The 13,275-nt window shown below is 69.7% G+C and carries 14 protein-coding genes; 6 read left to right on the forward strand and 8 right to left on the reverse strand.

The annotated features are described in order from the left end of the window. Nucleotides 1–127: 127 nt before the first annotated feature. The 4 genes from DY218_RS14245 to DY218_RS14260 form a co-directional block, all read right to left on the reverse strand. A complete protein-coding gene (locus DY218_RS14245) occupies nucleotides 128–1,249 on the reverse strand; it encodes an LLM class flavin-dependent oxidoreductase (protein ID WP_128556379.1) in 1,122 nt (373 codons plus the stop codon). 158 nt (nucleotides 1,250–1,407) lie between these two features. Continuing rightward, the gene (locus DY218_RS14250; RefSeq protein WP_128556380.1) at nucleotides 1,408–2,202 is read right to left on the reverse strand and encodes an SDR family NAD(P)-dependent oxidoreductase; all 795 of its coding nucleotides are present in this window, start codon (nucleotides 2,200–2,202) and stop codon (nucleotides 1,408–1,410) included. Nucleotides 2,203–2,306: 104 nt separating this feature from the next. Continuing rightward, a complete protein-coding gene (locus DY218_RS14255) occupies nucleotides 2,307–3,218 on the reverse strand; it encodes an LLM class F420-dependent oxidoreductase (protein WP_128556404.1) in 912 nt (303 codons plus the stop codon). Between the two features lie 53 nt (nucleotides 3,219–3,271). Next, entirely contained in the window at nucleotides 3,272–4,492 is a 1,221-nt protein-coding gene (locus DY218_RS14260; protein ID WP_128556381.1) for an amidohydrolase family protein, read from the reverse strand. Nucleotides 4,493–4,727: 235 nt separating this feature from the next. Here DY218_RS14260 and DY218_RS14265 point away from each other — a divergent pair, with 235 nt between their 5' ends. The 4 genes from DY218_RS14265 (at nucleotide 4,728) to DY218_RS14280 (ending at nucleotide 9,191) form a co-directional block, all read left to right on the forward strand. After that, a complete protein-coding gene (locus DY218_RS14265) occupies nucleotides 4,728–5,096 on the forward strand; it encodes a type II toxin-antitoxin system RelE/ParE family toxin (protein ID WP_128556382.1) in 369 nt (122 codons plus the stop codon). Further along, on the forward strand, nucleotides 5,093–5,410 hold the full coding sequence (locus DY218_RS14270; RefSeq protein WP_128556383.1) for a helix-turn-helix domain-containing protein: 318 nt from the start codon (nucleotides 5,093–5,095) through the stop codon (nucleotides 5,408–5,410). The genes DY218_RS14265 and DY218_RS14270 overlap by 4 nt, the downstream gene beginning before the upstream one ends. Before the next feature lie 462 nt (nucleotides 5,411–5,872). Further along, nucleotides 5,873–8,812, forward strand: a complete 2,940-nt coding sequence (locus DY218_RS14275; RefSeq protein WP_128556384.1) for an AfsR/SARP family transcriptional regulator — start codon at nucleotides 5,873–5,875, stop codon at nucleotides 8,810–8,812. A 205-nt stretch (nucleotides 8,813–9,017) separates the two neighbouring features. Then, nucleotides 9,018–9,191, forward strand: a complete 174-nt coding sequence (locus tag DY218_RS14280) for a sigma-like protein (protein WP_199566728.1) — start codon at nucleotides 9,018–9,020, stop codon at nucleotides 9,189–9,191. A gap of 182 nt (nucleotides 9,192–9,373) precedes the next feature. Here DY218_RS14280 and DY218_RS14285 read toward each other — a convergent pair whose 3' ends face one another. The 4 genes from DY218_RS14285 to DY218_RS14300 all read right to left on the reverse strand — a co-directional run bounded on the left by DY218_RS14285 (nucleotide 9,374) and on the right by DY218_RS14300 (nucleotide 11,412). Next, the gene (locus DY218_RS14285; RefSeq protein WP_407703620.1) at nucleotides 9,374–9,703 is read right to left on the reverse strand and encodes a hypothetical protein; all 330 of its coding nucleotides are present in this window, start codon (nucleotides 9,701–9,703) and stop codon (nucleotides 9,374–9,376) included. Nucleotides 9,704–9,768: 65 nt separating this feature from the next. Beyond that, on the reverse strand, nucleotides 9,769–10,086 hold the full coding sequence (locus tag DY218_RS14290) for a hypothetical protein (protein WP_128556385.1): 318 nt from the start codon (nucleotides 10,084–10,086) through the stop codon (nucleotides 9,769–9,771). A 27-nt stretch (nucleotides 10,087–10,113) separates the two neighbouring features. Continuing rightward, entirely contained in the window at nucleotides 10,114–10,632 is a 519-nt protein-coding gene (locus DY218_RS14295; RefSeq protein WP_128556386.1) for a GNAT family N-acetyltransferase, read from the reverse strand. Nucleotides 10,633–10,881: 249 nt separating this feature from the next. Further along, on the reverse strand, nucleotides 10,882–11,412 hold the full coding sequence (locus DY218_RS14300; protein WP_128556387.1) for a flavoprotein: 531 nt from the start codon (nucleotides 11,410–11,412) through the stop codon (nucleotides 10,882–10,884). A gap of 129 nt (nucleotides 11,413–11,541) precedes the next feature. Between DY218_RS14300 and DY218_RS14305 the strand changes: the two genes are divergently transcribed. Together DY218_RS14305 and DY218_RS14310 are read left to right on the forward strand one after the other, a co-directional pair. After that, nucleotides 11,542–12,726: a helix-turn-helix domain-containing protein gene (locus tag DY218_RS14305; protein ID WP_128556388.1), complete on the forward strand. Its 1,185-nt coding sequence runs from the start codon at nucleotides 11,542–11,544 to the stop codon at nucleotides 12,724–12,726. A gap of 292 nt (nucleotides 12,727–13,018) precedes the next feature. Then, nucleotides 13,019–13,258: a DUF7848 domain-containing protein gene (locus tag DY218_RS14310; protein WP_128556389.1), complete on the forward strand. Its 240-nt coding sequence runs from the start codon at nucleotides 13,019–13,021 to the stop codon at nucleotides 13,256–13,258. Nucleotides 13,259–13,275 lie beyond the last annotated feature (17 nt).

Consider the following 13,275-nt stretch of genomic DNA (forward strand, 5'->3'; position numbering starts at 1 on the left):
GTGCCCTACGGGCTGAAACGCATCGGCCTGGCGGCCTCGTCCTCAAACGCCGGACGGGCTGGATTTGGTGCCCGACGGGCTGAAGGTGGTGCCGGACGGGCAGAAGGTGGTGCCGGACGGGCCCCCGTCACGACGTGGCACCCCGGAACCTGGCGGTCCTATGGACCGGATCCGTATCGATCTTCGGAATCACATGCTCCCCCACCAGACGAATCGTCTGGAGCGTGTCCTCGCGAGACACCCCGACCGGCAGTCCGAAGGACAACTGGTCCGCCCCCGCCTGCTCCCACCGCTTGCACTGCCGAAGGACCTCGTCCGGGTCGCCGCAGATCAACAGCTCCTCGGCGATGAGGAGTTCGATGATCTCCTCGTTGTACTCGGGCAGCGTCTCGGGCCACACCGGAAACCCCTCAGGACGGGGAAACGTGTCGTGGTACCGGAAGAGCAGCGACTGCAGATAGTGCAGCCCGCCCCGCGCAGCGATCCGTACCGCCTCCTCGTGCGTCGGCGCACACACCGCCGTGGACGTGACCATCACGTTGTCGTTGACGAAGTCGCCGATCGGCTCGGCGTCCTGGATGGCGCTCTTGTACTGCTCGAGCACCCACTCCATGTCCGAGACCTTCTGCACACTGAAGCCCAGCACCCCGAGCCCCTTGCGCGCCGCCATCGCGTACGAGGGCGGGGAGCCGGCCGCGTACCACATGGCCGGATGCGACTTGCCGTACGGCTTGGGCAGGATCTTGCGGGGCGGCAGCGACCAGTGCTTGCCCTGGAAGCCGACGTATTCGTCCTGTAGCCACATCTTCGGGAATTCGGCGATCGTCTCTTCCCAGATCTCCTTGGTGTAGTTCATATCGGTGACGCCCGGTATGAACCCGAGGATCTCGTGCGAGCCGGCCCCGCGCCCGGACCCGAACTCGTGGCGCCCCTCGGAGAGATGGTCCAGCATGGCGACCTTCTCGGCGACCTTCACGGGGTGGTTGACCTGGGCCAGCGGGTTGAAGATGCCGGAACCGAGATGGATGCGGTCGGTCGCGTGGGCGAGGTAGCCGAGGAAGACATCATTGGCCGAGAGGTGCGAGTACTCCTCCAGGAAGTGGTGCTCGGAGGCCCAGGCGTACTTGAAGCCCGACTTGTCGGCCTGGATGACGTACTCGGTCTCCTCCATCAGCGCCTTGTGCTCCGCAAGCGGATCGGTCTCCGCCCGCTTGCCGACGTATCCCTGTACAAAGAGCCCGAATTCCAAGGAGGTTCACCGTCCTCGTTGTTTCGATACCGGGTCGCCGCACCGGCGCCGTTTCTGACGTACCGTCAGATCTACGTCTCAGACTGTTCCACCCGCCACGACGACCGTCAATACTGACGACCAGTCAGATGACGGACGGGCGCAGGGTCATACGACACTCATACGACACTCACCCCCGAAAGCCACCCGCCGTCGATCACGAACGGCTGCCCCGTGATGTACGCCGAGTCCCCCGAGCTCAGGAAGAGCGCCAGGTCCGCGACCTCCCGCGGCCGCCCCATCCGCCCGAGCGGCACCAGCTTCCGGTAGAGCCCGTCGAGCGCCTCGGAGGTCTCGGCGGAGAGCGCGGGGTCGGCGGCCGGGTCGAGCTGCGCCGGGTTCGACATCGGGGTGTCGATGGCGCCGGGACACATGGCGTTGACCCGCACCCTCCCCTCCGCCAGCTCCATCGCGGCGACCCGGGTGAGCCCGAGGATCGCGTGCTTGGTCGCGGCGTACGTGCCGACCGCGGCCATGCCCGTCATCGCCGTGTACGAGGCGGTGTTGACGATCGTGCCGCCGCCGGCCGCCGCGATCTCGGGGGCGACCGTCTTGATACCGAGGAAGCAGCCGACCTGGTTGACCTCGACGACCTGCATGAACTCTTCGAGGGGCGTGTCGAGCAGGGCGTTGAAGCGCAGGATGCCCGCGTTGTTGACCAGTCCGTCGACCTTGCCGAAGCGGTCCTTGGCCGCGGCGACGGCCGCCGCCCACTCCGCCTCCCGGCGCACGTCGAGGTGCACATACGCGGCCCGTTCCTCCCCTATCTCCTTCGCCACGGCCTCACCCTGCTCGTCGAGTACGTCGGCGAGCACCACGCGGGCGCCCTCCTCGGCGAAGAGCCGCGCCTCCTGTTCGCCCTGACCGCGCGCGGCTCCGGTGACGACGACGACACGACCGTCCAGCTTGCCCATGCGTTGCTCCTGGTGAGAGTGGCGTGCGAGGGGTGATGTGGTGGTCGGGGGTGCGGCCCCGGGATGCGCAGCTCGTGACTCGTGGGTGCGGGCGGACTCCGGCGTCAGGCGGTGCCCAGCAGCGGCCCGACGTCCGCGCCGAACGCCTCTATCTGATCGGTGAGTTCGACCCTGCTGCGGCAGCGGAAGCGCACCTGGATCTGGTGCACACCCATCGCCGCGTACGCGCGCAGTGACTCGGCGACGGCCTCCGGCTTCCCGGTGAGAATGCGCCGCCCGACGGGCCAGTCGGCATCGCCGATGTAGAGGGGTTCGGTGATGGCTCCGACGACCAGGGGTTCCGCCACCCCGGCGGCTTCTCTCAGCTGCCTCAACCGAGCGATCTGCGCCGGGAGTTCGGTACGCGGATCGCCTTGCGGCAGCCAGCCGTCGCCCTTCGCCGCGGTCCGGCGCAGGGCGGCAGGCGAGGAGCCGCCCACCCACAGCGGTACGCGGGCCTGCGCGGGGCGCGGTCGCTGCCCGAGACCCTCGAACTCGTAGCGGGAGCCGTGATGTTCGGGATACTCCTCCGGCCCGAGCGCCGCCCGCAGCGCGTCCAGGGTCTCGTCGAGCAGTGCGCCCCGACTCTCGAAGTCCGCTCCGAGCGCAGCGAATTCCTCCGGTACGTGACCGGCCCCGACACCCAGGATCAGCCGGCCGCCGCTGAGGTGGTCCACGGTCGCGTACGCCTTCGCGGTGGCGAGCGGATGCCGGAGGCCCACCACCGCGACATGGCTGAGCAGGCCCACGCGCTCGGTGACGGCGGCGAGATGGGCGAGGGTGGCCACCGGGTCGTACCAGGTGGTGCCCATCGCGTCCGCGAGGCGGCGCGGGATCGCCACGTGATCGCAGGTCGCGACGTAGGCGAAGCCCGCGCGGTCGGCCGCCTGCGCCACCGCCACCAGGTCCGCCACGCCGGCCCCGGGCTCCCAGGGCTCGGCGTAGAGGCTGCTCTGCGACTGGACGGGCAGCTGCATGCCGTACGCGAGCCGGCCGGGCACGGCGCCCGGCCACGGCGGCGGCGCCTCGCTCACGCCCCCGCCCACAGCCCGTCCTCGGTGAGTCCGAGCAGGTCGATGGCGTTGCCGCGGACGATCCGGTCGACGACGTCCGGGTCCAGGTGGCCCATCTGGTCCTCGCCGACCTGCCGGGACTTCGGCCAAGTCGAGTCGGAGTGCGGGTAGTCCGTCTCGTAGAGGACGTTGGCGACACCCACCGAGTCGAGGTTCTTCAGGCCGAAGGCGTCGTCGAAGAAGCAGCCGTAGACGTGCTCGGCGAAGAGCTCGGACGGCGGCCGGAGCACCTTGTCCGCGACCCCGCCCCAGCCGCGGTTCTCCTCCCAGACCACGTCCGCGCGCTCCAGGATGTACGGGATCCAGCCGATCTGGCCCTCCGCGTACATGATCCGCAGATTCGGGAACCGCTCGAACTTTCCGCTCATCAGCCAGTCCACCATCGAAAAACAGCAGTTGGCGAAGGTGATGGTGGAGCCGACCGCGGGCGGCGCGTCGGGCGAGGTGGACGGCATCTTGGACGAGGAGCCGATGTGCATGGCGATGACCGTGCCGGTCTCGTCGCAGGCCTGCAGGAAGGGATCCCATTCGTCGCCGTGGATCGAGGGCAGCCCGAGGTGCGGGGGTATCTCCGAGAAGGCCACGGCCCGTACGCCGCGGGCCGCGTTGCGCCGCACCTCGTCGGCGGCGAGCCGCGCGTCCCAGAGCGGGATCAGGGTGAGCGGGATGAGCCGGCCGCCCGCCTCGGGGCCGCACCACTCCTCCACCATCCAGTCGTTGTACGCGCGCACGCCGAGCAGCCCGAGCTCGCGGTCCTTGGCCTCGGTGAAGGTCTGGCCGCAGAAGCGCGGGAAGGTGGGGAAGCAGACCGCGGACTGGACGTGGTTCACATCCATGTCGGCGAGCCGCTCCGGCACGCTGAACGAGCCGGGCCGCATCTGCTCGTACGTGATGACCTCGAGCTTGATCTCGTCCCTGTCGTAGCCGACGGCGGTGTCCAGGCGGGTCAGCGGCCGGTGCAGATCCTCGTACACCCACCAGTCGCCGATCGGCCCGTCGTCGCCCGGACTGCCCATGACGGGCGCGAACTTGCCGCCGAGAAAGGTCATTTCCTTCAGCGGCGCCCGGACGATGCGCGGCCCCGCGTCCTGGTACTTCGACGGGAGCCGGTCCCGCCATACGTTGGGGGGCTCCACCGTGTGGTCGTCCACCGAGATGATCTTCGGGAAGGTCTCCATGTCTGCCACGGTAGCGCCGATCTGACGGATCGTCAGCAACCGGGACGGCATCGGCGCCGCGCGCCCGACGGAGACGGGGGCCACGCCACATGACCGCACCCGCCGCATGACTGCTCGGCCCGACATTGTTCGAGGTCGACATGAGGAGTGCCGACCGCCAGGCCGACCGTCGCACACTTTGCGTGACGATTCGGGCGCAATCCGCACGACGTATAGCTATTGCTATACTGCGCGAGTGGAACAGGTGGAGTGGGACATCTACGTGACCGACGAGGTCGTGGAGTGGATCAACGGCCTCGGTCGCACGACGCACACCCGCGTCGTGCAGGCCCTGGACGCCCTTGCCGAGGGAGGTCCCGGCCTTGGTCGCCCCCTGGTGGACACGATCACTGGCTCCACCATTCAGAATCTCAAGGAGCTGCGCCCAGGGACCGTACGGATTCTGTTCGCCTTCGATCCATGGCGGTCCAGCATCCTGCTGGTGGCTGGAGACAAACGCGATCGCTGGACCGAGTGGTACGACGACGCCATTCCGCTCGCCGAGGAGCGCTACACGGCCTACCTGAAGTCCCGCGCCGAAGAGGAAGAGGGAGACTCACGATGACCGGATACACCCGCTGGCAGGACATCCGCGCCGAGCATGTCGACCGAGCCGGCGGCGAAGAGGCTGTGGCCGAAGGCAAGAGGGAGCTCCTCTCCGAAGTGCTTGGCCACCGGCTCGCCGAGATCCGCAGGACCCGCGGCCTCACCCAGGAGCAGGTGGCTGAGCGAATGGCAGTCACCAAGGGCCGCGTGTCCCAGATCGAACAGGGTCACATCTCTGGCCAGGAGGTCCTCACGCGCTACGCCACTGCTCTGGGCGGGCAGCTGCATCAGGCGATCTACTTCGAGAACGGCGACATCGCCGCGATCGCCTGACACCTCTCGACCAGGCCCCGGGCCCGTGTCCGGGCACACGCTGCCGCAGCGGCAAGTGGGGATCGGCGCTGCTCGCGGTTTCGGCGCCCGCAGGCGCGCCATCGGCAGGCAGGCAGGCAACGCATTCGCCGTCACCACCGCCGGCAGAGGACGGTGACGCGCACATCGACCCAGGCGGCGGTCCGCGCACACCCACGACGCATCCACCGGCACCCCCAAGATCCCCTGACGTAGCAGCACGCAGTCGTGCGGACCCTGTGAGAGGTGTCTCCCACGGCTGACGTAATCGGCATGGACAAGGCAAACTGGCGGGGGCGATTCCACGTCCGGCCACCCTGGCCGGACGATTCGGCCATTGAAGGTCGTACAGCTCGGCCCCGGCGCCGTCCGTACGTACCGTGGCTGGATCGCACGACCGGAACGCCACCCGGTCTCGACCGAGTTCGCCAGGGGGAACAGAGGATGGACGGAGTACCGCGAGTACCCCAGCAGCGGAGCCCGGAGAGGGACCCGCTGCGCTTCAGCGTGCTCGGACCGGTACGCGCGTGGCGGGGCGCCGAGCCGCTGTCGACCGGGTCTCCGCAGCAGCAGGCCCTGCTCGCCGCGCTGCTCCTGCGGGAGGGCCGTACGGCCACCGCGTCCGAACTGATCGACGCCGTCTGGGGCGAGGAGCCACCCTCGCAGGCCCTGGCCGCGATCCGCACCTACGCGTCCCGCCTGCGCAAGTCGCTCGACGCGGATGTCCTGACCAGCGAGTCCGGCGGCTACTCGGTGCGCCTCGCGCCGGACGCGCTCGACCTCAGCACGGCCGAGGAATGGTGGGCCGAGGCCGAGAAGGCCCGCGGCGCCGGCGACCTCTGCCACGCCCGCGCCCTGGTCAACAAGGTGCTCGACCTCTGGGACGGCGAGCCGCTCGCCAACGTCCCCGGCCCGTACGCCGAGACCCAGCGCGTCCGCCTCGACGAATGGCGGCTCCAACTCCTCGAGTCCCGGCTCGACATGGACCTGGAGCAGGGCTGCCACGCCGAGGCCATCTCCGAACTGACCGCGCTCACCGCCGCGCACCCGCTGCGCGAGCGGCTTCGCGAACTGCTCATGCTCGCCCTGTACCGCTCGGGCCGGCAGGCCGAGGCCCTCGCGGTGTACGCCGACACCCGCCGGCTGCTCGCCGACGAGCTGGGCGTCGACCCGCGCCCCGGGCTCGCGGAGCTGCAGCAGCGCATCCTGCAGGCCGATCCGAGGCTCGCGGAGCCGACCGCCGCCGCCGACTCCGAGCCGGGGCCCGTACCCGTACGACCTGCCCAACTCCCCGCCACCGTCTCCGACTTCACCGGCCGTGACGCCTTCGTCGACGAGCTCTCCGATCTCCTCGCCGCCGCCGAGGGGCGGGTGATGGCGGTCTCCGCGCTCGCCGGGATCGGCGGTGTCGGCAAGACGACCCTCGCGGTGCACGTCGCGCACGCGGCCCGGCAGCACTTCCCGGACGGGCAGCTCTACGTCGACCTGCAGGGCGGCGGGCACCGGATCGCCGAGCCCGAGACCGTGCTCGGCTCCTTCCTGCGGGCCCTCGGCACGCCCGACTCCGCGATCCCCGACACCCTCGACGAGCGGGCCGCGCTCTACCGCTCCGTGCTCGACGGGCGGCGCGTCCTCGTCCTGCTCGACAACGCCCATGACACGGCCCAGGTAAGGCCGTTGCTGCCGGGCACGGCCGGCTGCGCCGCGCTCGTCACCTCCCGGGTGCGGATGGTGGACCTCGCCGGGGCGCACCTCGTCGACCTCGACGTGATGTCACCCGAGGAGGCCCTCCAGCTCTTCACCCGGATCGTCGGCGAGGAGCGGGTCGCGGCGGAGCGCGAGGCCGCGCTCGACGTCGTCGGCGCGTGCGGCTTCCTGCCGCTCGCGATACGGATCGCGGCCTCCCGGCTCGCCTCGCGCCGCACCTGGACGGTGTCCGTACTCGCCGCGAAGCTCGCGGACGAGCGGCGGCGCCTGGATGAGCTGCAGGCCGGCGACCTCGCGGTCAAGGCCACCTTCGAGCTCGGTTACGGCCAGCTGGAGCCGGCCCAGGCCCGCGCCTTCCGCCTCCTCGGCCTCGCGGACGGCCCCGACATCTCGCTCGCCGCGGCGGCGGCCGTACTCGACCTCCCTCTCGACGACACCGAGGACCTCCTCGAATCCCTCGTCGACACCTCCCTGCTCGAATCCGCGGCCCCGGGCCGCTACCGCTATCACGACTTGGTCCGCCTCTACGCGCGTGCGTGCGCGGAACGCGACGAACAGCCGCCCAGCGAGCGGGACGCTGCGCTGTCGCGGTTGCTGGACTTCTATCTGGCGACGGCGGCGAGGGTCTATGCGATCGAGCGGCCGGGGGATCGGACGGTCGATCACCTCGAGAAGACCGCTGTCAATGGCCTCGACTTCGCCGATGACTCCGACGCCTGGGACTGGCTGCACACGGAGGCCGCATGCATTCTGGCCTGTATGCAGCAGTCGCTGCGGCCGACCATGCTACGGAGGTCCGTCGACCTCCTTCTTGCCTCCAAGGATCTCGCCGAATCGGGGGCCAGTTCGCTCCGGTACGAAGCGGTGTCCGTTGCAGCACGCGATGCCGCCGCGGCGCTGGGGGACGCGCACGCGGAAGGGCGTGCGCGCGTCAGCCTTGCTCAAGTCCTGAGCAGAGTTGGCGGTCATTTCGAGCGCGCGGCACACGAGCTGGAGTGGGCAGCCCAGCTCGCAGCGGAGTCCAACGACCCGTGGACGAGCGGCAACGCACCCAACGAGGCGGGCATCACCGCGGCCTGCATGAACCAACACGCTGCAAGCGAACGCTACTTCGAGCACGCCATCAGGGCGTTCCGGGCCGACGGAAACCTGCCCGGCGAGGCCAGCGCCCTCTGCAATCTCTCCCGCGCTCTGCTCTCACTCGGAAGAACGAGGAAGGCGGTCGAGCTCGCGCAGCAGGGCGTCGACATCTACGACGACCTGGGGCTCACCCTTCGTCTGGCCAATGCGAAGTACGCGCTGGGTATCAGCCTGGGCCATGCCGGCCGGCAGACCGAGGCCCTTGACCGGCTCAACGACGCGCTACAGATGTTCGTGGAGAACAGGCAACGCCTCTGGGAGGGCACGACGCACTACCGGATCGCCGAAGTACACCTGGATGCACGGCGTCCGGCTTCCAGTGCCCAGCACGCCGAGCAGGCACTCGCCATCGGCTGCATCGGTGGCGACTGGATGCGTGCGAACGTACTGACCCTGCTGGGCCGGTCGCTCGAGACGCTCGGCCAGCTGGACCGTGCGCGCGCATGCTGGCTGGAGGCACTGGCCATCCACGAGAAGTCCGGGTCTGCAGAAGCCGACGAAGTGCGCGCCCTCATGGAACCCGCCTCGGCGGCCTGAACCCGCGAGCGCGGCGTTCATTGAACGTTTATGCCCAGCTGACACTCTCCTTCTTGTCGATCCGTCGCGTCGGGGGGCAGACGGTTCGAGCTGGGGCTCACCAGTAGGGTGAACGACCCCGGAACGCCCGTTCGGCGGCCCTCGGGGGAGTTGCCGAACGGGCGTCACCGCCTCATTTGAGTGCCAATGCACGGGAGTTGACATCATGAGCGAAGCGAACGAGAAGGACATATCCACCAAGGGTGACGGCCATATGCCTGCTCCGCCGAAGGACGGCACCGTCACACCGCAGGGCGACGGCCACATGCCCAGCCCGCCGAAGGACGACACCGCTACGCCGCAGGGCGACGGCCACATGCCCAGCCCGCCCGAGAAGTAGGCGACCAGGACTGCAATCCCGACGGGGGAGATCGGCCGCGGCGGCGCGGAGGGGGAGCCGCCGCGGCCGCCGCGCGTCCGGGGTCGGTTCGCGCCAGGCCTTGGCCGGCTGTGGGGCCGAGGTTCGTTCCTCGGGCCCACGCGTATGCCGCTTCGAGCGCGAGGCGCGTCGGCCGGCCCACGTCAGAGCGGAATCACCCGCACCCCCGCCCCGCACAACCGCCCCATGTCGTCCTCGTCCGACGTGTAGAGGACCACGTTGCCGGGCTGGCGTTCGGCGATCACGGCGAGGGCCGCGTCGATGGCGTACTTGTGGCCGTGCAGTCCGGTGTCCGCGAGGAGTGAGACCGCGGCATCAGCGACCTCGCGGGTGACCGGCTCGACGACGATCCGTGACATGGCCCAGTTCCAGGCCGACAGGCGGATGCGGTCGTGGTACGCCTCGATGAGCGTCATGGAGCTGGTGACCACCCGGACATCCGCCCGGTGGGCGTCCTTGAGACGCGCCGTCATCAGCCGGTCTCCGAGCGCGATCCTGGACAGCCCTTCGCAGTCCAGGACGATACAGTCGAGCACGCTCAGGCAACCTTCGACGAGCGTGAGTTGCTTGCACTCTTCGCCTTCTCGGCCGTCGCCGGCGCAGCCTGTTCCGCCGCACGCTGGGCGAACCATCGCTCATGCTCGCGCCGCTCCGCCTCGACCGCCGCCAACTCCTCGTCGGTGACCGTCCCGTGCTCCTGCTCCAAGCGGGCCACCAGCTCACCGAGCCTGTCCCGCTCACGCTTGTGCTCTATGGCCAGCGCGACGTATGCGCTGAAACGGCCCGGCCCGACCTCCCGGCGAATCTCCTCCGCCAGTTCCTCGGGCAGCGTGACCGTGTACTTCTTGGTTGCCATACCATCGACCATACCGCGCCCCGGAGATCAACGCCCGTCGGTTCCCGGGCGCTGGGTGAGGTGGAAGCGGGTCACCTCGGGGTCGGTGGTCGACGGGTGGAAGCCGGACCGCTCCAGTACGCGGATCGAGGCCGGGTTCGACGGGTCCACCGTGGCGGAGACGGTGTGGACGTCGGGGGCGGTGAGGGCGTACTCCGCGAGGGCGCGGGTGGCCTCGGTGGCGTAGCCGCGGCCGCGGCGGGAGGGGACGATGCCGTAGCCGATTTCGAGGATGCCGGCGGTGGGCGGCCAGAACAGGCCGATCGAGCCCACGACCGCGCCGCTCTCGCGCTCGATGATCAGACGGTGGCCGTAGGCGCCGAGCCAGGCGGGGTGTTCGGCGAGCAGACCGGCGATCACGCGATCGCCTTCGGCGGGGAAGTCGGGCGCCCAGTCCGCGCGGCGGTCGCCGTCGAGGACCGCGGTGGCCTCGCTCGAGGTCCAGGGGCGCAGCGTGAGGCGCTCCGTGGTCAGGTCTGTGTGAGCGGGTGAAGCAAAGGAAGACACGTGTCTCTCCTGGTCGTTGAGGACGACCGGGCCGCGCTCGCCTACCGCGCGGGCCGGATCAGGGCATGCCGATGAGGGCCGACCGCGGCCATATTCATCAACCTCCCCGTCCCGGACACATCACGCGCCTCCCGCGCGGGCGCGACGATAACAACGGCTCCGGGGATCGGGCAACGCATTTCCAGTCGGGCCGCGCAGCCGGCGCGCTGCCACGTCCTTCCGCCTCACGCCGGGCGGCGTGGGCAGTTGCTAGCCGCGTACCGCGGCCTCGGCGGCATCCAGACACAGGCCCCACGGGTACGGGCGCTTCTCACCCGGAGGGTTGGGTACGAACCCGCCGTCGCCGTACAGCACATTGACGCCCATCGCCCGCAACTCGGCGACACTGCGGTCCAGTTGAGGATGCTTCGCGTAGGCCGTATTGACGCACGGCATAGCGACGGTCGGAATCCTCTTGCCGATGGCCTCGGCCACCACCCCCACCACGAACTTGCCGGTGAGTCCAAGCGCCCATGCGTTGATGCTATTGAACGTGACCGGTGCGAAGACGATCACGTCGGCCGGTGGCCAGACATCGGGTTCGCCCGGCCTCTTGTACCCGGAGCGCACTGGATACCCGGTCGCCGTCGCGAGGTCGTCGAGGCTCTCGTCGAGCCAATCGGCCGTGGTCGGCGTCAGGCCGAGGCACACCTCGAAGCCGCGTGCCTGTGCGTCCTCGACCACCTGCGCCACGTCGAACACGGGTGGCGCCGCGCTCGCGAAGAGATACAGCGTCGTCATGCGGCCATCCGACCACATGCGGCTGATCCCGATGGTCCCGATTCGGGGCGAATCACGGACGCGTACCGGTACCGTTCCGGATGACGCGTCAGGCGTTCCAGGTGCCCGGTCAGGAACGGGGGTCCACGTATGGCGAGGCATGACGACGACCACACCGGCGCTCGCATCCGGGAGCAGCGGAAACTCGCGCGGCTCACGCAACGCCAACTCGCCGCCCGCATCCCATACTCGTACAGCCTCCTGAATCAGGTCGAATGCGGCGCACGCCCCGCCTCCGCGGACTTCGTGGCAGCCGTCTCCCGCACTCTCCGCATCGACGTCACCGTCCTGACGGGCCAGCCCTACGTGACCGAACTCCAACAGGACCGGCTGGCCGCCCTCGTCCGCCCCATCCGGGAGTCCCTGGACCTCTACGACCTCGGAGCCGACCCGGACCTCACCACTCGGCCCGCCGTCCAACTTGTGGCCGAGACAGACTGGTTGTGTGCGGAAGTGCGCGCTGCGCACCTCCGTAACGCCGCCCGAGTGCTGCCCGGAACCATCGCAGAACTCACCACAGTTGCCTGGGCGACTCCGTCGACCGAGCTGTGGCGGGCACTGGCCTCGGCATACCGCACCGCGCACGACATCAGCGTCAAACTCGGCTACTACGACCTGTCCACCGTCGCCCTCGACCGCATGAACTGGGCCGCGGACCGCGCCTCGGACCCCTGTCTCGCGGCCGTCCGCCAGTACATGCGCGCCCTCGTCTACTTCCGCGAGGGCGAGTACACGATCGGGCAACGTCTCATCGCCTCCGGCCGGCGGGCCGTGAGCCAGGCAGAGCAGAACCGCGAAGCGTGCGCCGTCGCCGGCCAGCTCCACCTGGGTGCTTCCGTCATCGCGGCACGCGTCGACCGGCGTGCTGTTGCGGACGAGCACATCGCCGAGGCGGCCTCGCTGGCCGAGGCCGTCGGGGACGCATCCGATGTGCACTGGCTCAGCTTCGGGCCGGCGAATGTCGCGCTCCACCGGGTGTCCGCCGCCGTGGAGATGCGGCGCTACGACGACGCTCTCACCCAGGCCCGTCAGGTACATGTCCCGGCGGCTCTGGCCACATCCCGGCGCGCTCACTTTCTCCTCGACCGTGCTCGCACCGAGATGGAACTCGGACACACGGAAGCCGCTCTCGGGCATCTGGTCGAGGCCCGGCACACGGCGCCCGAACAGACCCGGTACCACCCGGGCGCCCGAGAAACGATCAGCGGGCTGGTGCATGTGGCACGCCGCACCCCGGACACGTTGTCGCACCTGGCCGCGTGGGTCGGCTTGTAGCAGCACGAGTAGCGCTCACAGATCTGTGAGCACTGCGCACTCTCCGTATCGGCAGTCTGTGTTGCACAGCCGGTCACCGAAGATGCGGAGTGGGCATGGAACCAACGGAACGGAAGCGGCGCAGTTGCGCCTACTGCCCGGAGCCGGACCCGGACGTGTGTGTCGGCCTGGTCCGGTCCGGGACAGGCCCCGACCACTCGGTATACGCACACGAGGAGTGCGCCCGGGACCATGGCCGTGCTCCCCTGTATCGGGTACTGCCCGACCTCCGCCTCGGTACGGAGCACTTCGGATGAGCCGCACCGTGGTCCGCGCCGCGCGATGGACCATCGGGCCGGACCGGACACCAGGGGCCTCGACACCCGTGCGAGAGATCGAGTGCACCACCTGCCTCAACCGGTCCGACCCGAGCGACGAGCAGGGCGGCCCCGACCTGTGGGCCCTCGGCCATGCGGCCCGCACCGGGCACACAGGCTTCCGCGAGATCGTGACCGCGTTCCTGCGTGCTTCCACGACGCGAGGTGCCCTGTGATGGGTGCGCGCTGCCAC

Source organism: Streptomyces triticagri, assembly GCF_003429565.1.
Classification (GTDB): Bacteria; Actinomycetota; Actinomycetes; order Streptomycetales; family Streptomycetaceae; genus Streptomyces; species Streptomyces triticagri.